The following is a 20,329-nucleotide window of genomic DNA, read 5'->3' as shown; positions in this document are numbered from 1 at the left end:
TGCTGCATTAATTGGGTGCCAATCTGGCTATCCACTTCTCAATGGACTCTTCTCCATTGACGAAAATCCGAGTGAGCTTGAAAGGCTCTTGCTTGGAGGTAGTCATTCCTTGCTCGATCGTGAACGCATATCGGAATTCATGGTCCTTAAGAATCTTGAGGGTTGTTTGATTCCATTCGCCGTAAGGGTAGCAGTACACATCGGCAATTGATCCCAGCTGCTCTTCGATCTGACGCCTGGCTTCGGTGATTTCGTATTCTTGCTTGTCTTTCTTTATAAGCGGCAGATGCGGATGAGTCATACCATGAGGCTGAATATCCCAGCCGGCTTCATGCATTTCCTTGATCTGGTCCCAGTTAAGAAAATAGCCATCCTCGACCATGCCGGGAGACATAAATAAAGTAGCGTGAAAACCTAGCTTCTTGAGCAGCGGAAGCGCATGCTCGTAATTATCGGCATAGCCATCGTCAAAGGTGAGGAGCACCGGTTTGTCGGGAGCACTCTCGCTACCTTCCAAAATGTCGATAAACTGCTCTAACGACAAAGGTGTATAGCCATTATCGGTTAAATAGATCATTTGAGCTTCGAACTTCTCCGGGGTAATGGTGGCACGATTACCGGGATCGACGGTGATGCTGTGGTAATTGAGCACAGGAATGGGCGGTGGCGGTTTGACGGGACGGGTGTCACCTGCCTTGACCTTGCCGGTTTCCTGCTGTAGGAAGGCAGTTTCGTCCGTTTGAGCGAAGACAGACGGGGTCAGGCAGCTCCATACGACGGAGAGCATGGCAAGCCAGCAGCTAACAACAAGAAAGCCGTGACGCAGTAAGGCGCGAATCGATTGGGAACGCATACATAATAGCTCTGTTGAATTCATAGACAGACTCCTTTGCTTAGAAATCTACTACTCTATTTATATAAGGAGCTAGATGGGAATATGTCTGTTTGTATGCATTAACCATTTGGGCATAGGATGTATAGGAGGCGGCGTCCCCCCGAGCGCCGCATGACACATGAGGATGATGACTGAGAGCTGATGGAGGAGGGGGAATTATGTAGGGATGGAAACTGGTTTAGGCGGCTCCAGCTGCTCCACCACATGAGCATAGGTTTGCAGTGCTTCTTCACCGATTGGTGTCACTGAATAAATACCTCTCTCGACACGCTGAAACCAACGGTAATAGTTTTTTTGCAGCAGGCTTGCGGCATTTGGAATGCTCGTTTGTTCGCGCAGTTTGCGCGGACTCATCGGTCCGTTCAGCTGAAGCAGGTGCGCCATATGAAGCGCTTTTTCCCGATAAGAGGTGACGAGCTTGCGCTTACTGCTGCCTCCTACGTTATAATCGGCGCGCCGTTCCTTAAATTCCCGTACAATTCGCTCGGCGGCTCGTTTGTTATGGCGAGGCCGTACGGCAGGAGCAGCGGGAGAAGCATTTGCTTCCACAGCGGCAGTGTAATCGGTCGGTTCCGTAAAGCTCTCCAGAATGGGAGCTAGGGGCAGCATGTCTTGTTTGGATGACGCTGCTGCGGGAGGATGGCATTCTATAGTGACCTGCGGTTTTTTGCGTTTATAAAATTGTACGGTCATCATACCGACCCCGAGCATCTGACATAGCTTGCGCAGCTCAGGCCAGGTCGCACCGTGCGGTGCGCGGTTTTTATTCGGCATTTCAAAGGCAACGTACACCTGTCGTGTTAAGCGAAGCCTGTTGATACCTTGAAGGAGCAGAGGAATCGAGAAGTTTTTTTTCAGCTCGACGATGACAGGAGGCTCTTCGTCACGGATAGCGACAAGGTCGCAGTGATGGACTTCGCCCCGGACATGGTAGCCCTGCTGCTCGAAGAAGCTTTTGACCGGCGCATATAGCTCCGTCTCGGTTTTGATCGCCACAGCGGTTCGTCTCCTTTAGAACGGGTTCGTTTCTACTGTAAAATTAATGTTCATTATAGCATAGTTTTGATAAGATAGATCCAAAAGACTTGCATTAGTAGAGAGGAAATAAGCATGATAGAACAGGCCGGTCGAATAGAGTCGTGGTTGGGAAAACGATTTATATGTGATTGTGGAAAGGAGCATTCGGCTCCGATCCACAAAGTAGTTATAGAGCGCGGCGCGCTGGCGGAGCTCGCGCCGTATGCCCAGGAGCGAGGTTATAGCGAGCTCCTGGTGGTTGCCGACCGGCACACGCTGGAAGCGGCAGGCCGGGAGCTATTGCAGCTGTGCGAAGCGGCACAGCTGAAGGCGCGTTTGTGCGTGCTCGCGGAAGACGAGCACGGGGAGCTCGCCGCCGACGAGCGCGTCATCGTGCAGCTGATGCTGCACGTGACGCCGTCGGCGCAGGCGATCGTGGCCGTCGGCTCGGGCACGATCCACGACACGGTTCGTTTCGTCGCACACCGGACGAACCGTGCATTTCTCTCCGTGCCGACAGCCCCGTCGGTGGACGGCTTCGCCTCGGTCGGAGCGCCGCTTATTGTCGGCGGCTTCAAACAAACGATTCCGGCTATGCCGCCGGAAGCAATATTTGCGGACTTGGCCATACTCGCCAAGTCACCCCAAGCCATGATCGCCGCAGGCTTCGGCGACATGCTGGGCAAGTACACCTCGCTCGCCGATTGGCAGCTCGGGCAAGTGCTGTTCGGCGAGCCCTACTGCGAGCTCGCCGCCGAAATGACCCGGCAAGGTCTCGCGCTGTGCGTCGACCATGCCGAAGATATTGCAGCCGGGACGGAACTCGGCGTCCGCAAGCTGATGGAGGGCCTGACCTTGTCAGGCATCTCCATGCTGCTTGTCGGCAACTCGCGGCCGGCCTCCGGCGGAGAGCATCATCTCTCCCATTATTGGGAGATGCGGTTCATTCAAGAGCGGCGCCGCGCCCTGCTGCATGGCGCCAAGGTCGGTGTCGCGGCCGTCAAGATGGCCGCGCTGTATGAGTCGGCCGCTTCCCTTACGAAGGAAGCGGCCGCTGAAGCCATCGCCGCTAAACAAGCTAGCGGCGATGTTCCTACTCCTGAGCGCATGTACGCTCAGATTCAGAAGGGCTACGGTACCATCGCCGATCAGGTGGTGGCCGAGAATGGACTCGAGGCAGGCTCCGCTTCCTCGTGGGACGAGGAGCTGCCCCAGCGCATCATCGAGCGCTGGGATGCAGTTCATACCGTTTGTCGGAGCGTACCATCCGCTGCAGTCTTGGCAGAAGCTCTGCAGCGAGTCGGAGGTCCAACCACGATAGAGGAGCTCGGTGTTGAGGAAGAGCTTTTGCAGGAGAGCCTGCAATATGCTATGTATGTGCGCAATCGATATACGATCATGCGGCTTGGACAATGGCTCTAAGCCCTCACAATAACAGCGGTAGCGATTCCATGGACGTACTTATGAAAGGTGTCCTCAAGGAATCGGCTCGCCGCTGTTTTTTGTTTTTGTCTAAAATTTCGGGCAACTTATCCCCGTGCCTTGCATAATTATTTAATACACTTCGTTTCTTTGATGTTGTGACCGCAAATGCACCGTACGGAGGAGGTTAACTCATGGACATATTCAAGAAAATTTCAGATTACCGCACAGAAACCGACAGACTAGCTTGGACCGGAACCTTTGCCGAATATATCGCCTTGGTTCGTAAGAACCCGCATTTGGCGATGACGGCGCATTCCCGTGTTTACGAGATGATCGCATCGCAAGGCATCGGAAACGATAACGGCAAGCGCAGGTATCATTTCTTTGAAAAGGAAATATTCGGTCTTGATACGGCCATCGAAAAATTGGTCGAGGAATATTTCCACTCAGCGGCTAGACGCCTGGATGTGCGTAAGCGTATCCTCCTTCTGATGGGGCCGGTCAGCGGCGGGAAGTCGACGATCGTTACGTTACTTAAGAGAGGGCTGGAACAATATTCGCGTACGGATCAAGGCGCGGTCTACGCTATCAAAGGATGTCCGATGCATGAAGAGCCGATGCATTTGATACCGCAGGAGCTGCGGTACGAGGTGGAAGAGGAGTTTGGGATCAAGATCGAGGGAAACTTGTGCCCATCATGTCAAATGCGCCTGAAAACTGAATACCATGGACGCATTGAAGATGTTCTGGTGGAACGTGTATTGATCTCGGAGGATAACCGGACGGGGATTGGTACCTTCAGCCCATCGGATCCAAAGTCCCAGGATATTGCTGACTTAACGGGCAGCATCGATTTCTCGACGATCACAGAGTTCGGGTCCGAATCCGACCCCCGAGCTTACCGATTCGATGGGGAGCTGAATAAAGCAAACCGCGGTATTATGGAGTTCCAGGAAATGCTGAAGTGTGATGAGAAATTTTTGTGGAATTTACTGTCGTTGACTCAAGAGGGGAATTTCAAGGCGGGACGGTTTGCCCTTATTTCGGCGGATGAGCTGATCATTGCTCATACGAACGAATCCGAGTATAAATCATTTATCGCGAACAAGAAGAATGAAGCCCTTCAGTCGCGGATGATCGTGATGCCGATCCCTTACAATTTGAAGGTGTCGGAGGAAGAAAAAATCTATACGAAGCTGATCCGGCAAAGCGACATGTCTCACGTTCACATTGCACCGCATTCCTTGCGGGCAGCAGCGATCTTCTCGATTCTGACTCGCTTGAAGGAATCAAAGAAGCAGGGGATGGACCTCGTCAAAAAAATGCGCATGTACGATGGGGAAGAGGTCGAAGGGTTCAAGGAAGCGGATTTGAAAGAAATGCAAAACGAGTACCTGGAAGAAGGCATGTCCGGTATAGATCCACGGTATGTTATCAATAGAATATCGAGCGCATTGATACGTCAAGGCTTGGAATTTATTAACGCACTGGATGTGCTGCGAGCGCTGAAGGACGGTTTGGACCAACACCCTTCCATTACAAAGGAAGAGCGTGAGCGTTATTTGAACTTCATCTCCGTTGCCCGCAAGGAATATGACGAGCTGGCCAAGAAGGAAGTTCAGAAAGCATTCGTTTACTCATTCGAGGAGTCAGCCAAAACGTTGTTCAACAACTACCTCGACAACATCGAGGCTTATTGTAACTGGGGCAAGATTAAAGATCCGTTAACCGGCGAGGAGATGGATCCGGATGAAAGACTGATGCGTTCCATTGAGGAGCAAATCGGGATTTCGGAAAATGCCAAAAAAGCGTTCCGTGAAGAAATTTTGATCCGCATGTCCTCTTATTCGCGTAAAGGACATCGTTTCAATTACAGCAGTCATGAACGGCTGCGTGAAGCGATTGAGAAGAAGCTGTTTGCCGATTTGAAGGATATCGTGAAAATTACGACTTCAACCAAGACGCCGGACGAAAATCAATTGAAGAGGATCAACGAGGTTATTAAGAGGCTCGTTGAGGAGCACGGCTATACTACGGCTTCGGCCAATGAATTGCTGAGATATGTAGGCAGTTTGTTGAACCGATAATAGGCGCGCCGAAGTGCCCTAAATAAATAGGAGTGTACTTAGAGGGGCCATCCATTGATGGCTCTTACTGTTTTTTGATTGAGAGAATGTCGATTAGGTATTCGCCCATTTTCTATATAGGCGAACACCCTCTTGGGCTTACCCACATATACTTACATTATGACAGATGCCTATATTACTTACGGAAAGAGGGAGAATACCGAATGACGAACACTCAATTCGAAAATGAAGAAGAAATTCAGCCTGTTGGTTATGGAGGAGGATTTCACGGGGGACATGGGGAATATTTCCTTGGAGGAGGCTATTATAATCCTTTCATCGTACCTATTGTTGTAACTGACGATGGAAGATATTATCAATATCCGCATCCATATCCCTACCCTTACTATCCGTATCCATACTCTTATCCCTATTATTGATCACACTGTTCAACGGCCATAGGAACAGTTAAAAGCCTTCAGAACCACAGAAAAGTGGGGACCGAAGGCTTTTTTCAGCTCTTATCCTCTTAGTTGGAGGTTTTCTCTTCGATAAACAGGCATCGTTATTTCAACAACGGTTCCTTCATCCACAACGCTGCTAATTTCCATACGGCCGCCATGGTTTTCAATAATTTTATAGGTTACCATCAAGCCCAGGCCGGTACCCTTTTCCTTGGTCGTATAGAACGGTTCGCCGAGCCGTGGAATTCGTTCTTCAGGGATTCCGCAGCCTTGATCGGAAAAGCGGATCAGCAGTTTATCGTCACGAGCACAAAGCTCCATTACGATCTCTCCGCCCTCGGGCATCGAATCAATGGCGTTGTTTAAAATGTTGATGAACACTTGTTTAATCTGATTCTCATCACAATTGATATTTGGAAGTGAGGGGTCGATTTTCATAACCAGCTTTACATTATGTATCATGGCTTGTGAACTGAGCAGAGCAACCGTGTTTTGTAATATTTGTGCAGCATCACGCGGTTGAGCGCGCAGCGATTGCGGCTTGGCGATTACTAAAAACTCGCTTACGATAAAATTGATCCGGTCGAGCTCGTCCATCATAATGTTGAAATAAGACTCGAAGCCTGAAATTTTCGTTTGCATTAGCTGTACGAAGCCTTTGAGTGAAGTGAGCGGATTGCGGATTTCGTGAGCAACACCGGCAGCCAATTGACCTACAATCGATAGTTTTTCGGACCGGAGCAGCATTTCCTCAGCTCGTTTCCGCTCGCTAATATCTTTACCTATCATATAAACGCCCTTCATTTGTCCATTGACTACGATGGGCACGTTCAGAACACTCAATTCAACAGCACTGCCGTTTTTATGTAAAAAGGTGATTTCATATTGATGATTTTGTCCGCAAAGGGTGCCAGCAAACTGCTCCTGCCACCGGGTTGTATGCTCTGGCACAATAAGATGATGAATGGATTTGTTCAGCAGTTCTTCTTCCGTGTAGCCGGTCATTTGGAATAAAGCTGGATTGGCACTGGTACAGTAGCCGTAGCTATCGAACGAGCAGATTGGGTCGGGATTGTGCTGAAACAGGGATCTATAGCGTTGTTCGCTTTGCTCGAGCTTTTTCTCCGCCTTTTTCTTCTCATAAATGGCTTGTATCATCGCATAGGATCGGGCAAAACGGCTATCTTCCTCCTGAGCTAAAATGGAATCGAAGATATCGTTCTGAAACTCGTCCGGCTCGCTGCTCTTATCGAGTTTCTTCACTTCACCGATCATGGTTTGCACGTTGGTGATATGATCCTTATGAATCCAGGCAGCCGAAGCTGTCTTCGAGGGACTCTCCTGATCGGTGCTTAAATAAACAATGCCTTTCTTGACATCGTAACCGGTCACATGATTCATATTAACGACGTTCATCTGGTCGATCAGCCTGAAGCCTTCCTCATACATCCATTCCTCGAAAGCTTCCAGAGAGGCAGTCCAATAATATTTTTCATTGGTGGTATGGATTACGTACTCCTTATCTCTCAAGCATTCGATTTTGACTACGTCATCGGAATGCACGATCATAATATCGGAGCCTTTTTTACCGTCTCGGGTGACGGGAATTTTTTGCATGTTTTTGGTTCACCTGCCTACCTACATCATTTCTTTAATATTGGAACAGCATTTGTGTTAAAACGATAGACGTATATAAAGTCTGAGTAGTGTAATGAACAGAGTGGGTATCGTTAAAATAACGCCTGCTTTCAAGTAATACCCCCAGCTAACGTTAACGCCTTTTCGCGATAAAATATGAACCCAGATCAAGGTTGCCAAAGAACCGATAGGAGTGATTATGGGCCCCAAATCGTAGCCGACCACATTAGCGTAAATCAAGGCTTCTTTAATCGTGCCGCTTGTGTGCGTCGTATCAATCGAGATTGTTCATGACCGAGGACAGCATCACCGATAGGAAGCCCATCCCTATTGCGGCAGCAAATAAGCCGTATGCGGCAAACGAATCGATCCATTCACGGCGCTTCCTTCAGCATTTTATTAGCATTCATAATCTTGGAGCGATGGGTGGTCCACACAAGCACCAAAGCTGTGAAGCATGCGATCAAACTGACCGGAATGCCCAGCGTTTCACCGAACAGATACCCTAGTAAAAGTGCGCCTAATATGTACCAGGAAAGCTTGAACATCGGAATGCTTTTAATAGCTTCTCGAGGTGTATGAGCAAGCGATCCGTCATAAACAGCGGGAATATGCCTGCGATAATATAAGTAAAGGACGGTGATGCTAGCGATCAGAGAGAATACGTTAGGAAGCATCGTCGTCAACGCATAGTCAGAGAAGGATATATGGAAGAAATCCGCAGATACGATATTAACCAGATTGCTGATTATTAGCGGAATCGAGGTGGAATCGGCTATGAAGCCGCTGGCCATGACAAAGGGCAGCACAGTGAGGCTGGGAAGCTTGAGGGCCCGCATTTGTGCTAAGACGATAGGGGTCAGAATCAATGCGGCTCCATCGTTAGCGAAGAAGCAGGACACTATGGCTCCAAGCAGAATCGTGAACAAGAATAGCCGAATACCTTTACCTCGGGACAAACGTACCATATGCAGAGCAGACCATTCAAAAAAGCCCAGCTCGTCCAGAACTAATGAGATTACAATTAAGGCAACGAATGTAAGTGTTGCATGACGGATCCTCCGGCTAAATAAACACAATGAATTCATTATATCCTTTTAAGATTTCAGAAGTAAATGCAATAATTAGCAAAAACCGATTTTATATGTTGGGGCTGATAACATCGTAAATTTTTGGACGTTTTTTACTGAATTTGTGGAAAAAAATAGAAAATAAAAAGCCGCCTCGGAGGGCGGACTTTGAACTATTGAACATATTTTGTGTCTCGATTCCAAGAGCTTTGTCAGGACTCATCGACGTACTCGTCTTGATCACTGCCCCAGATGAAATCTTTGGTGTAGTCAATGCCAGGATTGGCGTTCTGTTCTGTGCTCTTGCTTTCTGCTGCAGGAGTCGTATCTTCATCCTGCTGCGTTGATTTATTAGTTGAATTCGGCATAGTACCCCTCCTTCCTGAAGGGTATTTTTTCCAAGGATTACGATATTATTCATGTGGGGTATCGTCGAGTTGATCCATTCCTTTTTTTGATTGTTTTCGTTTGCCGCGAATGGCGAAGCACATCAGATACATAATGGAAAACATACCTAATGCTATCGCTTCCTCAGCCAGGAGATAGTAGGGATGGGGGCCTAAAAGGTCGAGGAGGGATGCGGTCGACGGCTTGTGCATAAGGAACATATAGTTGGTATCGAGCTTATAATTCAAAGCACCAACAGCTACAACGAGCACATTAAGAAAAATCATAGTCCGAACTATGTCTTTCCAATCCGGTTTATACTGTTGGATCCAGGTCATATATAGGGCAGCAGCGATTATGGCGATGTGAACGATGAAAAAGTGGAAAAACAGGAAGTGCGGAAACGGATACCCAAGGTTAGGTGTAACGATGGCTTGTAGAGCTCCACCGACGCCTGCAAAAAATACGAAGCCGTACAACAGGCGGCTGTCAGTCAGCAGCATGATGACGGAAAGGATGAGCATAATGCTGCATAGCTCCAAAGGCAGTGTTGTTTTGATATTCCACAGTCCATGCTGTACGTACCAAATGTTCAAAATGAATTCTGGAACGGCTAAAGACAAAATGATTCCCCATCGGATAAAGGATTGAAGAATCAAGGACTCCCGTATTTTTACTCTGCATAAATAAAGAGACACTCCGATAAGACCTAATAAAACGATGGCTATAAGATGAGATGGCGAAAACATTAAGAACGTTTCGTCAACCAACGGATTCCAATGAGGATTCATCCCTTCCTGCCCCCCCATGTAAAATGATGGATTTACTTGTAGTGTAGCGATGAAGAGGAAAGCGCATAAGTACTAACTTTGACTAGTACCATGCAGTAAAGAAAATATTCTTATAGGTATTAACTATAAAAATCATTTGTTTTATATATTTCATGTAATAAGCTTAATGCTGCATAATAAAATAGGAACAGACAAGAGAGGAGCGGGATTGAAGATGAATGAAAATAGGCAGCAGTGGAATGCGTCGTTTTATGATACCAAAATCGGTTTTGTATCGAGACTTGGCAAAGGGGGTGTAGAATTGCTTGCACCAAGGCCAGGTGAGCGGATATTGGATTTAGGCTGCGGAACCGGTGATTTAGCAGACGAAATTGCACGCCTCGGAGCCGACTGCCGGGGGATCGATAGCTCTCAGGAAATGGTGGATCAGGCTCGAAGCAAATATCCTGAGCTTCAGTTCGATACGGCTGACGCCCATACGTTCCGGCTCCAGGAGAAATTCGACGCTGTATTCTCCAACGCCGCACTTCATTGGATGAAGCAGCCAGAGCAGGTAATCGGTTCCGTTCAGTTGGCTCTTCGCAAGGGAGGCAGATTCGTAGCCGAATTCGGAGGCAGCGGAAACGTGGAACGTATCTACCGGGCCATTGCCGAAGTGCTGAAACGTGATGGCATCGATGCCGAGGAACGTAATCCGTGGTATTTTCCAACCATCGGCGAGTATAGCGGATTGCTGGAGCAGCATGGTTTCGAGGTTCGGTACATGGAGTTATTCGATCGGCCTACAGAACTGGTTGACGGTGAGCAAGGGATGATCCATTGGCTGAATACATTTGCGGGGATGTTTTTCGTCGGATTGACGGAGGAGCACAAACGCGAGGCTTATATTCAATGCTGCTCGATTCTACGTCAAGAGCTGTTTAACGGAAGTTATTGGACTGCAGATTACCGGAGGCTACGGTTTGCGGCGGTATTGAAGTAACAGGGAGGTAGTCAGGAAGCGGTCTGCTGCGCAGACTGCTTTTTTTACGTATAAGCAGTTTATAAGTTTTTGGGATCCCCGCAAGTACCTGAATCCACTTCGAAGCTAAAGGCTCCACTTTGTGGGGTTATTATGGCTATATTTTCATGTTGAAAACGCTTTATTTTTTGAAAGAAAACAATATTCGCCGAAGCAGAAATCTGATACAATCATCCTAGGCAAAATTGAAAGCGTTTCTGTGATAACAGGCCTTTCCATTTTGTACAGCAAGAAGGGAGCACGATGACTGGATGTCCGCCATATCTCGTTCTAAATGGCTGCGTTATGCAATTTCAGGACTTATTATTTTTATGATGTTTACCTCGTATCATATTAAGGTCGAAGGGGAATCAAGCAATCCCCGTTTTGTGCTCATGCGGTTGGAGGATATCGGGCCGGGAGGGCAATATGGATCCATAGAGCAGCTAGGTAAGCTTAGGGCGGTTATGGAGTATTTGCGGGATCAGCATGTGGCCTATCACCTTGCCGTCATACCGCGTTGGCTTGACTATCCTGCGGACGGCTCACGTTATGACGTATCGTTGGATCAGACCGATAATCCTTATGTTGCTGCCTATCAGATGCTGCTGAAGCAGGCCGTTCAAGACGGAGCGGTTCTAGGAATGCATGGCTATACGCATCAGGTTGGGAATGTACGTCGCGACGACGGACATCATGAATCGGGAATCGGCAACGAATTTGACGAACCTGGAGAGGTATCGACCATGTCGGCTGCATTTGCGGAACCGCGTTTGAAAGCGGGCTTGGCTATATTGAACAAAGCTGGGTTGACCCCGCAATTTTGGGAATCGCCGCATTATCGATCCACTGCGGAGCAGGATGAGCTGTTTCGTTCTTATTTCGGTTTGAATTATCAGGCGGATGTGCAGGTGAGCCGTAATGCTCCAACTGCACAATACATGAACATTCGTAATGAAAAATATGGTGAGACGAGTATAGGCTCAGCTTATGTGCCTACGCCTTTTGACTACATTCCTTATAATAAAGATGAAAAAGTGATTATTGACCGATTAGGCAAGACGAACAACATCAATTCGTTCTTTTATCATCCTTTTCTTGAATTCAAATATTTAATTCCCGTTATGGATGAGGACGGTCAACCGGTAATAAGAGACGGCCTGCCGGAATACAAATATCCGGACCAGGATAAGAGCTTGCTGCAAAAGCTCATTACTGGCATTCGTGCCAAACGGTATGTGTTTTATTCGATTCAGGACTACGTTCCGTTCACGCCGGCGCAGAGCATAAAATGGAATGGAACCGCATCGGGACAGGGACAAGTGCAGCAAGGGCAAGGGAAGCCCCCAGAGCAGAAAAAGCCTATGGTCGCTGATGTAACGGGTGACGGGCAGGCCGACATGGTTGTATGGGATGTGAAAAACGGAGTGATCACCGTTACGCCGGGCTCCTTCAAGGGCTTGCGCAATGAGCCTCAGGGAACGCCTACCGTATGGGCTAATATCACCTATACTAATGGAGCTGCTGCTGCCGTCAGCGATAAAAAAGCAGGTGAGAATGCTAGTCTGTGGGTTGTACAGCCTAATGGCAAGCTTGAACGTTACGTATCGGACGGCCAACGATTCGTTCTGCAAAGCAGTTGGAAAACAGAGGCTCGCAGTTGGGCGAATCTACAAGTGATTCAGCAAGCAAATGGCGATGTGGTCCTTGCCGGACTTTCCTCGGACCGTATGCAGGTAAACGGCTTTTATGTCACCAAGGGTGAGGCTAAGGCGATGAAGCCTTACGCAATGAAAAACGAGTGGAAAAATGAGCTTCAACAGCGGACGGTGAGCGACGGCGAGAAGGTCCTGTTTCTTTCACGTCCGAATACGATAAACGGCTTGGAGCTTTCAGCTGACAAGTTATCATTGGAGTGGAGATCCAAGAAGGTTCAATTGAATGTACCCGATGAATCAGGAGAAATTCGATTAGGTGATTTTAACGGAGACGGCAAGGAGGATGTACTTCGCTGGAATCCGGAAACCATGCGTTTCACCGTTTATTTAGGCAAAGGTGATAATGAATACCAGCTCCTGTCTACCTTTGGCCCTTGGGGAAAGCCGGGATCGAAGCTCATTATTCATGATTTTGACGGAAATGGGAAAAGCGACATTGGATTGTTTGACCGTCAGGACGGATTTTTAGATACAGCCCTCTCCTTTGAAAGCAAATAAAAAAGGACGACCTGGCGGCATCGCCGGGTTTTCTTTTTGAACACTTGTATCAATCAGTGACGATCTTTTTTTTTGGTGGTGTTAGGATTCGTGATAGATCAAACGATATTCATCGTAGAGGATGACCCGGAGATTCGGGAGCTGATGCGCCTTTACTTGGAAGCAAATCAGTTTCATGTGGCGTGGACAGATCGAGGTGACGATGCGATAGGCCTCATTCAGACAATGCGACCGGATCTCATTATTTTGGACATTGCGCTGCCGGGAAAAGACGGCTTTGAAGTGTGTAAGGAAGTGCGCGATTTTTCTTCGGCACCGATTATTTTCGTAAGCTGTCAGTCAGAGGAGCATTATAAAATTAACGGATTGGCTATTGGTGGTGACGATTATATCACGAAGCCCTTCAGTCCGAATGAGCTGATCGCTCGAGTCAAAGCCAATTTAAGACGCCCGCATTTGTTGACCTCGAATACGGACCCATCCACCAAGCTGCGCTTCGGCGCAACAGAGATCGATACAGTGAGCCGTACGGTCAAGGTCCATGGCGAGGAAATCCTTTTATCCAAAAAAGAATATGAGCTGCTGAGTTATTTGGCAGGGCATTCCGGACGAACGATCACTCGCGAAGAGCTGTTTAGGGAAGTATGGGGACAAGAAATTTTCAACGATACGCGGACAATCATTGTGCATATCAGTAATCTGCGTAAAAAAATCGAGCGCGATCCTGCCAACCCGAAACATATTATCAATGTACACGGAGTCGGATACAAATTTATATATATGTAACGTGCCTGGTACGGATTGTAACATTCCGATCAGGTTTTTTTTGCTTTCGAGGAGATATGACAAAAAAAGCTTTGAAGCACCTTGTGAAATAGTCCTATCTTCACTATGTTTTCTTATTTAATGTTATATAATTTAACATATAAGTATCATTTGTGGACTATAAGGAGGTGCAGTTATGTCACTATCGGAGAAGAAAGTCATCAGCATCGGAACGGTAAGCAAATTGAGCGGATTATCGGTAAGGCAAATTCGATACTATGAGGAACGAGGATTACTCTTCCCCGATCGGACAAAGGGAGGGACACGACTGTACTCTTTTGGAGATGTCGAGAAGCTAGTGGAAATTGCAGAACGCATGGATGAAGGCTTTCAGACCCATGACATTCAGCAGTTGGAGAAGAAACGGTTTAGAAATGAAAGAGGACGCTCTCAAAGATGGGGGACGGTGAACCGAGGCTCCTTGTGATTGAAGAAGCATCTAGTTAGAATACACCTGGTGGGCGGTTCGTCAACTCATTAGAGAATATCTGTCTCAGCTGTGATTGAAAGCAGCCCCTTTCTATTAATTAGGAAGAGGGCTGTTTGGCTTAGGAAAAAGGGATTGATTATTTTGCTTCGCATGCCTATGATGAATTTGTACCTTGTACAAAATTGAAGCTGCGGGAGGGTTTGGAATGAAAGCGCTTTTAGTTGGGCTGGGAGGATTCGGTTCTGGATGGTACCGGAGGCTTCGCAATCAATACAGTGAGGTAACGTTGGTGGTTGCTGATAGGGACGAGAGCAAACGAAGCAAGATCGAAGAAGATGGAGTGCCTTTCTATACTTCGATTACGGAAGCGATTAATCAGGAAAAACCGGATATATTGTTGAATGTCACCCCAAGGCAGGTACATAAAGAAATTAATCAAATTGCCTTCGATCATAAGCTTCCTGTATTTAGCGAAAAGCCGATTGCCGATAATTACGAGGATGCCAAGGAAATGGTAGAGAGGGCTGATAACGAAGGAATCCCTTATATGATTGCGGAAAATTACCGCCGCTTCCCATTCGTAAGAAAGCTGAAGCAGCTGCTGGATGCTGGGAGCATTGGAGCCATTCTTACAGTAGACGGCGAATTTTACCGGAGCTCCGACAGACCGCTGCAGGATAAGCTGGACGTTCTGGAGGAGCTTGTTGTTCACCATTTTGATTTAGTGCGTTACTTAACAGGGCGTGAGGTCGGTAAAGTGTTCGCTACGTACCGTCATCAGCTTCATATCGTGATGGACATGCAAGCAGGAATTACCGCGACATTCACCTGCTCGACACGTTCCAAGGGCAAGCCTACGGATTGGTCCGGCAATTGGCGGATCGAAGGAACGGAAGGATGTCTTGAACTGATCGACAATCAAATTTATTTGACCAAAGACGGAGAGACCACGCATTTCGACGATTTTAGCGAAGTGGAAGCTCCTGGACCCTTCAGTGAATTTTTGCAAGCGCTGGAGGAAAATCGCGAGGCGGAAACGAGTGCCAAAGATTATTTGCGTAACCAAGCGTTGGCCCATTATACAAGGGAATCTCTTAAGCAGAATCAAATGGTAGATACTTCTTCAAGCTGGGGCTATGGTCCGATGATCGTACGCAATTATTTGGAGGCGGAGTTCGGCGAACCGGGTGTCAGCCACCATGGGAAAGGCTTAACTTACGGTAAACGGCTGTTTTCCAAAGAAGATTTTGACACGCCTATTATGTTCATGGGGTATAGCGAAATCCCGCCTGGCGCATCCATTGGGTACCACGGCCATCGTGAAGATGAAGAAGTGTATATCATTCTGGAGGGCACCGGCATTATGACGGTTAACGGAGAGCAGCGCCAGGTCAAGGCAGGAGACATTATATTGAACAAGCCTTGGTGGAAGCATGGGCTGGAGAATAACAGTGATCAGCCGCTTCGATCGATTATTTTTGAAGTGATGAAAAAAGGTTGATTCCAAAAACAGGTTAACGAACTAATGTCGTTGGATCTTCCGGTTAAAAACGAACTATGGTCTGGAGTACGGTAAACGGTAAACATTTAGTTATATCAAAAATATAATCTATTTTGATGTTCGGATATCCTTTCTTTGGTATAATCGTAGGATGGTCAAATTAGGGGCTAAATTTATCATTTACCGTATTCTTAGGTAGTATTCGTACCAGGAGGTCACTATGAACGATATTCACCGTATTTGCGTATTTTCCGGTTCCAATCCAGGGAACCACTCTGATTATGAGGACGCGGCCATCGGTCTCGGAGAGGCGCTTGTCGCTCGTGGCATTGATTTGGTCTATGGCGGAGCTAGTATCGGTTTGATGGGTCGCGTTGCGGATAAAGTACTTTCCATGGGTAGACAAGCGATAGGGGTTATGCCAAGCGGCTTGTTCCGTGGCGAAATTGCCCACACCGGGTTGTCCGAATTCCATGAGGTAGGGTCCATGCATGAGCGGAAGAAGCTGATGGCCGACTTATCCGATGCGTTCATCAGTATGCCCGGCGGTCTAGGTACCTACGAGGAGCTGTTCGAGGCTGCTTGCTGGTCACAAATCGGCATTCACAAGAAGCCCATAGGCTTGTTGAATGTACGCGGATTTTATGATCCCCTCATCGCCATGCTGGAGCATACGGTGAAGGAAGGGTTTATGCGAGAGGAAAATCTCGGGCTGCTCGTCGTTGAGTCCGATCCAGAACTCCTCGTGGACAAGCTCATTAACTATGTTCCCGTAAAGCAGGGGCAAAAATGGGTGGAATTAACTTAAAGCAATCCAGAACCGAAAGTTGCTACTTTTTGACGCTAGAAATACTAAAGGACCCTTGGCTCGCCATTTGGTTGCGAGAGGGTCCTTTTTTATTCCTATCAAGCCGCCGATTGCTTGCGGGAAGTGGATCTTGACTTGACGTAAGGCAGTACTTTGGGTTTGGAGCCGAATAGCATCCAGGAGCTTTTGACATATTTTTGTGCCAGACCGACAAGTCCCCATGAGATGAAAAGGGTGACGGCATACCCTGAGGCAATGTACAAATAATAAGTTGCCGGCGTGTAGCTGACCGGAAGTCGGAAATAATAGAAAAGAACGGCTGCATGGATGATGTACACTCCGAATGAAGTGACACCAAGATGAATAATCGTATTGATGACTTTGGTGTTCAAAGTACGATATAAAAAGTAGGAGAGCTGCAGCAAAATCAACGGCGATGTGAATGTATGGAAAAACCAGTAGCACTCATATATCAAGTCATTGGTGCTGAAATCGTTGACGCGAGTCTGGTACCACAGATTGACATCCCCGAAGCTGGAGGCAAGCCATAAGGTCCAGAGCGGTATCCAGAGCAGAGCTTTCTTGGAAAATAGCTTGCTCCACGTCACGATCATCCAATCCTTAAAAACCGGATAGTATATACCGCAGAAGGCACCCATTAAATAATAGGAAATATAGCTGATGAAAAGCTGTCCTTTATCCTCATAGTGCAGACTGAAATGATTGTAGAGCACGAAGGCCCATTGCAGGACAAAGCCGATCCAGATCAAATGCTTGGTAAGCTTTTTATAGCGCTGCAGCACCCACAGCAGAACCGGAAACAAAATGTACAGCTGCGCACTGATGAACACAAAGTACAGATGATAAAAGGTTTTGCCATAGAGAACCATTTTGAAAAAATCGGCAATAGAAGCATGCTGAAAAAACTGCTCCCACGTTTCGCCGAAGGAGTAATACATTTGAATGACATAATAAAAAGCGGAGAATATAAGATAGGGCGTTAAAATATATAGGAACCGCCGTTGGTAAAATCGTGCGAGTAATTTCCCATTCAAAGGACGATCAAAATAACTGTAGAACAACACAAGAGCACTTAGAAAAATAAAGGTTGGCGTACCGAATTTATTAAACACATTTAAAAAGTTGAAGTAGAGAAACATCGGTGAGCTTTTATCGACGATTTCACCGATTGGAATCGATGTGACATGAACAAAGATGACGCCTAGTATGGCTAAAGCCCGAACGATATAAATGATATTCAACTGTTCTTTTGCAGTGGTTGGCTTGGCTACCCCATGAACGACCCCTCCTTGATCTTGTTTACAAGAACCAAGTATAGGAACTTAATATGAATTTATTATTACTCTAGGCTTAAGGTTTGCTGAAAACCAAATTCCAATAAAATGTAAGAGGGCCTATTCGTCATGAATAAGCCCTCTCTATAGCAGAAAATAATGTTTTAAAAGATGCTCCAGTCAAAAGAAGCAGATAACGTCTCAAGCAAATGAACACCTGCGGTACTGTTTCCTTTGACATTCAACGAAGGTCCGACGACACCAATGCCGTATCGGCCGGGAACCAAGGCAAGAACGCCTCCGGAAACGCCGCTTTTAGCAGGAAGCCCGACACGGATGGCGAAAGCCCCAGATTCGTTATACATGCCGCATGTTAGCATAAAAGATTTGGCAATTTGTACATAACGGCGTGGTATAAGCTGCCGGCCTGTCTGCGGGTCTGTACCGTCATGAGCGAGCACTAGAGCCATCCGCGCTAAATGCAGGCAGTTCACTTCAATGGAACAGTGCTTGAAATACACTTCCAGCACTTCCTCGACATCGGCGTCCAGCACGCCGTTTGCTTTGAGAAAATAGGCAAGTGAGCGGTTGCGATGTGCCGTCGCTGTCTCCGAGCGAAATACGGCATCATTGTAAGTAATCGAGCTGTCACCTGTTAGCTCCCTGAAGAAGGAGAGAATTCTCTCGGTCTTCTGACCCGGTGTATCACCGTCAATGAGAGAAGAGACCGTTATTGCCCCTGCGTTAATTAGCGGATTAAACGGAATCCCCGGATCGACGAGCTCTAGCTTCAGCATCGAATTGAAATTATCTCCTGTTGGCTCCATTCCAACCTTGGCAAATACACCGTTCTCCCCCTTATCCATTAAAGCGAGCAGCAGGGTAAATACTTTGGAAATGCTCTGCAGTGTAAAAGGTAGTTCATGATTACCGGCGTTGACGATTCCGGATGCTCCATCCATGATGGTGATTCCTAATGCATCCCATGGTGCATTTGCCAGCTCGGGGATGTATGAGGCTACTTTACCTTGAGACGCTTGCTTACGGCTTTCTTCTACCCAGCCGGGAAGCTCTATATTTAATCGTTTCCATTCGGAAACCATACCCATTCCTCCACTCGATTCCTTTTTCTTATCTTTTTCGACATGGGTATCTTTCATCCCTTGTTTTAAGAATAATGAATTCAAATAGATATCATCGAAATCGAAAGAAATGCTGGTTGGGACGATTGGGGAAATGCGGCGAACCAGAGCACAGCGAGATACAAAGAGTTCAGCATTACGGGACCAGGAGCGGATGCATCCTCCAGAGCCAACTGGACTGGTCAACTGACCTCATCGCAGGCGGGTGTTATCAGCGCTCAAAGCGTGCTTGCGGGCAGCGAATACTGGGATCCGGCTTATTAAGAATGAAAGCCTTCGATCTAGATACGGATATCATTCTATGATATACTTTTCTAAGCAAAAAATATGATTAAGGAGTAAGATGATGGAAAAAACATTGATTTTCGGTCACAAAAATCCGGATACGGACACGATTTGCTCCGCTATTGCTTATGCTGATTTGAAAACGAAATTAGGCGCTAACGTAGAGCCGGTTCGTTTGGGCAGCATTAGCGGCGAAACCCAATTTGTATTGGATTATTTTAAAGTAAGCGCCCCGCGTTTGGTTGAGACTGTGGCTAACGAAGTGAATGATGTTATTTTGGTAGACCACAACGAACGTCAACAAAGCGTAAGCGACATCGATAAAGTACGTGTTACCGAAGTTATCGACCATCACCGTATCGCTAACTTTGAAACTAGCCATCCGTTGTACTATCGTGCGGAGCCCGTAGGCTGCACTACAACTATTTTGAATAAATTGTTTAAAGAAAATAACGTTCCTGTTCAAAAAGAGATCGCAGGTTTGATGCTTTCCGCCATCATTTCCGATACCCTTCTTTTGAAATCCCCGACCTGCACGGCTCAAGACGTGGCAGCAGCTCGCGAATTGGCTGAAATCGCGGGTGTGGAGCTTGAAACTTATGGTCTGGCTATGCTGAAAGCTGGAGCTGACCTAAGTGACAAAACGATTGCTCAACTGATCTCCCTTGACTCGAAAGAGTTCCAAATGGGCGGCAGCAAAGTAGAAATCGCTCAAGTGAACGCTGTGGATGTGAACGACGTTCTGTCCCGCCAAGCGGAGCTGGAAGCAGCTCTTTCCACTATCATCGCTGATAAAGGCTTGGATCTGTTCTTGTTCGTAGTTACGGACATCTTGAACAACGATTCTGTTGGTGTGGCACTGGGCAGCAAAGCTAGTGCTGTAGAACAAGCCTACAACGTAACTTTGTCCGACAACAAAGCCGTATTGAAAGGCGTTGTATCCCGTAAATCGCAGATCGTACCGGTTTTGACTGATATTTTCAACAAGCAATAATGGAAAAATGAAGAGGGCTGTTCTCACATGTTGAGAGCAGCCTTTTTCTCGTGAAGATAGCTATCACCATCCACCTCATG

The 20,329-nt window shown here is 47.2% G+C and carries 18 protein-coding genes and 1 pseudogene; 11 read left to right on the top strand and 8 right to left on the bottom strand.

Annotated features, from left to right (window positions below; all coding sequences use genetic code 11):
• Nucleotides 1-7 precede the first annotated feature (7 nt).
• Both QMA13_RS28505 and QMA13_RS28500 read right to left on the bottom strand, forming a co-directional pair.
• Nucleotides 8-877, bottom strand: a complete 870-nt coding sequence (locus QMA13_RS28505) for a polysaccharide deacetylase family protein (RefSeq protein WP_282937049.1) — start codon at nt 875-877, stop codon at nt 8-10.
• 174 nt (nt 878-1,051) lie between these two features.
• Complete coding sequence (locus QMA13_RS28500) at nt 1,052-1,891, bottom strand: DUF2161 domain-containing phosphodiesterase (protein WP_282937048.1); 840 nt, start codon at nt 1,889-1,891, stop codon at nt 1,052-1,054.
• Between the two features lie 114 nt (nt 1,892-2,005).
• On the opposite strand from QMA13_RS28500, the gene QMA13_RS28495 reads away from it, so the two are divergent.
• From QMA13_RS28495 to QMA13_RS28485, 3 genes are all read left to right on the top strand, one after another.
• Nucleotides 2,006-3,334 (top strand): sn-glycerol-1-phosphate dehydrogenase, encoded by a 1,329-nt coding sequence (locus tag QMA13_RS28495; protein WP_282937047.1) that lies wholly within the window; start codon nt 2,006-2,008, stop codon nt 3,332-3,334.
• Nucleotides 3,335-3,528: 194 nt separating this feature from the next.
• Entirely contained in the window at nt 3,529-5,424 is a 1,896-nt protein-coding gene (locus tag QMA13_RS28490) for a PrkA family serine protein kinase (RefSeq protein WP_282937046.1), read from the top strand.
• Nucleotides 5,425-5,627: 203 nt separating this feature from the next.
• Nucleotides 5,628-5,843 (top strand): hypothetical protein, encoded by a 216-nt coding sequence (locus tag QMA13_RS28485; RefSeq protein WP_282937045.1) that lies wholly within the window; start codon nt 5,628-5,630, stop codon nt 5,841-5,843.
• Between the two features lie 81 nt (nt 5,844-5,924).
• On the opposite strand, the gene QMA13_RS28480 is transcribed toward QMA13_RS28485, so the two are convergent.
• The 4 genes and pseudogenes from QMA13_RS28480 to QMA13_RS28465 all read right to left on the bottom strand — a co-directional run bounded on the left by QMA13_RS28480 (nt 5,925) and on the right by QMA13_RS28465 (nt 9,753).
• Nucleotides 5,925-7,484, bottom strand: coding sequence for an ATP-binding protein (locus QMA13_RS28480; protein ID WP_282937044.1), 1,560 nt, complete (start codon nt 7,482-7,484; stop codon nt 5,925-5,927).
• A 57-nt stretch (nt 7,485-7,541) separates the two neighbouring features.
• Nucleotides 7,542-8,557 (bottom strand): annotated as a pseudogene (locus tag QMA13_RS28475) (ArsB/NhaD family transporter); the annotation flags it as partial.
• Between the two features lie 230 nt (nt 8,558-8,787).
• On the bottom strand, nt 8,788-8,943 hold the full coding sequence (locus QMA13_RS28470) for a hypothetical protein (RefSeq protein ID WP_282937043.1): 156 nt from the start codon (nt 8,941-8,943) through the stop codon (nt 8,788-8,790).
• A gap of 45 nt (nt 8,944-8,988) precedes the next feature.
• Nucleotides 8,989-9,753: a YwaF family protein gene (locus tag QMA13_RS28465; protein ID WP_282937042.1), complete on the bottom strand. Its 765-nt coding sequence runs from the start codon at nt 9,751-9,753 to the stop codon at nt 8,989-8,991.
• Between the two features lie 214 nt (nt 9,754-9,967).
• Here QMA13_RS28465 and QMA13_RS28460 point away from each other — a divergent pair, with 214 nt between their 5' ends.
• From QMA13_RS28460 to QMA13_RS28435, 6 genes are all read left to right on the top strand, one after another.
• Nucleotides 9,968-10,735: a class I SAM-dependent methyltransferase gene (locus tag QMA13_RS28460; RefSeq protein ID WP_282937041.1), complete on the top strand. Its 768-nt coding sequence runs from the start codon at nt 9,968-9,970 to the stop codon at nt 10,733-10,735.
• Nucleotides 10,736-11,025: 290 nt separating this feature from the next.
• Nucleotides 11,026-12,969, top strand: a complete 1,944-nt coding sequence (locus QMA13_RS28455; RefSeq protein ID WP_282937040.1) for a DUF2334 domain-containing protein — start codon at nt 11,026-11,028, stop codon at nt 12,967-12,969.
• Between the two features lie 90 nt (nt 12,970-13,059).
• Entirely contained in the window at nt 13,060-13,755 is a 696-nt protein-coding gene (locus tag QMA13_RS28450) for a response regulator transcription factor (protein ID WP_282937039.1), read from the top strand.
• 175 nt (nt 13,756-13,930) lie between these two features.
• Nucleotides 13,931-14,221, top strand: a complete 291-nt coding sequence (locus QMA13_RS28445) for a MerR family transcriptional regulator (protein ID WP_282937038.1) — start codon at nt 13,931-13,933, stop codon at nt 14,219-14,221.
• Between the two features lie 208 nt (nt 14,222-14,429).
• A complete protein-coding gene (locus QMA13_RS28440; protein WP_282937037.1) occupies nt 14,430-15,725 on the top strand; it encodes a Gfo/Idh/MocA family oxidoreductase in 1,296 nt (431 codons plus the stop codon).
• 229 nt (nt 15,726-15,954) lie between these two features.
• The gene (locus QMA13_RS28435; RefSeq protein ID WP_282943612.1) at nt 15,955-16,533 is read left to right on the top strand and encodes an LOG family protein; all 579 of its coding nucleotides are present in this window, start codon (nt 15,955-15,957) and stop codon (nt 16,531-16,533) included.
• A 98-nt stretch (nt 16,534-16,631) separates the two neighbouring features.
• Here QMA13_RS28435 and QMA13_RS28430 read toward each other — a convergent pair whose 3' ends face one another.
• Both QMA13_RS28430 and glsA read right to left on the bottom strand, forming a co-directional pair.
• Nucleotides 16,632-17,795 (bottom strand): acyltransferase, encoded by a 1,164-nt coding sequence (locus tag QMA13_RS28430; protein ID WP_282937036.1) that lies wholly within the window; start codon nt 17,793-17,795, stop codon nt 16,632-16,634.
• A gap of 197 nt (nt 17,796-17,992) precedes the next feature.
• Nucleotides 17,993-18,931 (bottom strand): glutaminase A, encoded by a 939-nt coding sequence (gene glsA, locus QMA13_RS28425; RefSeq protein ID WP_282943610.1) that lies wholly within the window; start codon nt 18,929-18,931, stop codon nt 17,993-17,995.
• A 78-nt stretch (nt 18,932-19,009) separates the two neighbouring features.
• On the opposite strand from glsA, the gene QMA13_RS36740 reads away from it, so the two are divergent.
• Both QMA13_RS36740 and QMA13_RS28420 read left to right on the top strand, forming a co-directional pair.
• A complete protein-coding gene (locus QMA13_RS36740) occupies nt 19,010-19,234 on the top strand; it encodes a pectinesterase family protein (protein WP_481858253.1) in 225 nt (74 codons plus the stop codon).
• A gap of 82 nt (nt 19,235-19,316) precedes the next feature.
• Nucleotides 19,317-20,249 (top strand): manganese-dependent inorganic pyrophosphatase, encoded by a 933-nt coding sequence (locus QMA13_RS28420; RefSeq protein WP_282943609.1) that lies wholly within the window; start codon nt 19,317-19,319, stop codon nt 20,247-20,249.
• Nucleotides 20,250-20,329 lie beyond the last annotated feature (80 nt).

The sequence above is a fragment of the Paenibacillus sp. RC67 genome (assembly GCF_030020805.1).
In the GTDB taxonomy this organism is placed as follows: domain Bacteria; phylum Bacillota; class Bacilli; order Paenibacillales; family NBRC-103111; genus Paenibacillus_S.
The sequence above is the reverse complement of the archived record's forward strand: the minus strand, read 5'-3'. Positions and strand labels throughout refer to the sequence as shown.

Bases quoted from the DNA above. Each gene is read 5' to 3' on its own strand.
- QMA13_RS28505 (WP_282937049.1), bottom strand. From the start codon at position 877: ATGAATTCAACAGAGCTATTATGTATGCGTTCCCAATCGATTCGCGCC.
- QMA13_RS28495 (WP_282937047.1), top strand. From the start codon at position 2,006: ATGATAGAACAGGCCGGTCGAATAGAGTCGTGGTTGGGAAAACGATTT.
- QMA13_RS28490 (WP_282937046.1), top strand. From the start codon at position 3,529: ATGGACATATTCAAGAAAATTTCAGATTACCGCACAGAAACCGACAGA.
- QMA13_RS28485 (WP_282937045.1), top strand. From the start codon at position 5,628: ATGACGAACACTCAATTCGAAAATGAAGAAGAAATTCAGCCTGTTGGT.
- QMA13_RS28480 (WP_282937044.1), bottom strand. From the start codon at position 7,484: ATGCAAAAAATTCCCGTCACCCGAGACGGTAAAAAAGGCTCCGATATT.
- QMA13_RS28470 (WP_282937043.1), bottom strand. From the start codon at position 8,943: ATGCCGAATTCAACTAATAAATCAACGCAGCAGGATGAAGATACGACT.
- QMA13_RS28465 (WP_282937042.1), bottom strand. From the start codon at position 9,753: ATGAATCCTCATTGGAATCCGTTGGTTGACGAAACGTTCTTAATGTTT.
- QMA13_RS28460 (WP_282937041.1), top strand. From the start codon at position 9,968: ATGAATGAAAATAGGCAGCAGTGGAATGCGTCGTTTTATGATACCAAA.
- QMA13_RS28455 (WP_282937040.1), top strand. From the start codon at position 11,026: ATGTCCGCCATATCTCGTTCTAAATGGCTGCGTTATGCAATTTCAGGA.
- QMA13_RS28445 (WP_282937038.1), top strand. From the start codon at position 13,931: ATGTCACTATCGGAGAAGAAAGTCATCAGCATCGGAACGGTAAGCAAA.
- QMA13_RS28440 (WP_282937037.1), top strand. From the start codon at position 14,430: ATGAAAGCGCTTTTAGTTGGGCTGGGAGGATTCGGTTCTGGATGGTAC.
- glsA (WP_282943610.1), bottom strand. From the start codon at position 18,931: ATGGTTTCCGAATGGAAACGATTAAATATAGAGCTTCCCGGCTGGGTA.
- QMA13_RS28420 (WP_282943609.1), top strand. From the start codon at position 19,317: ATGGAAAAAACATTGATTTTCGGTCACAAAAATCCGGATACGGACACG.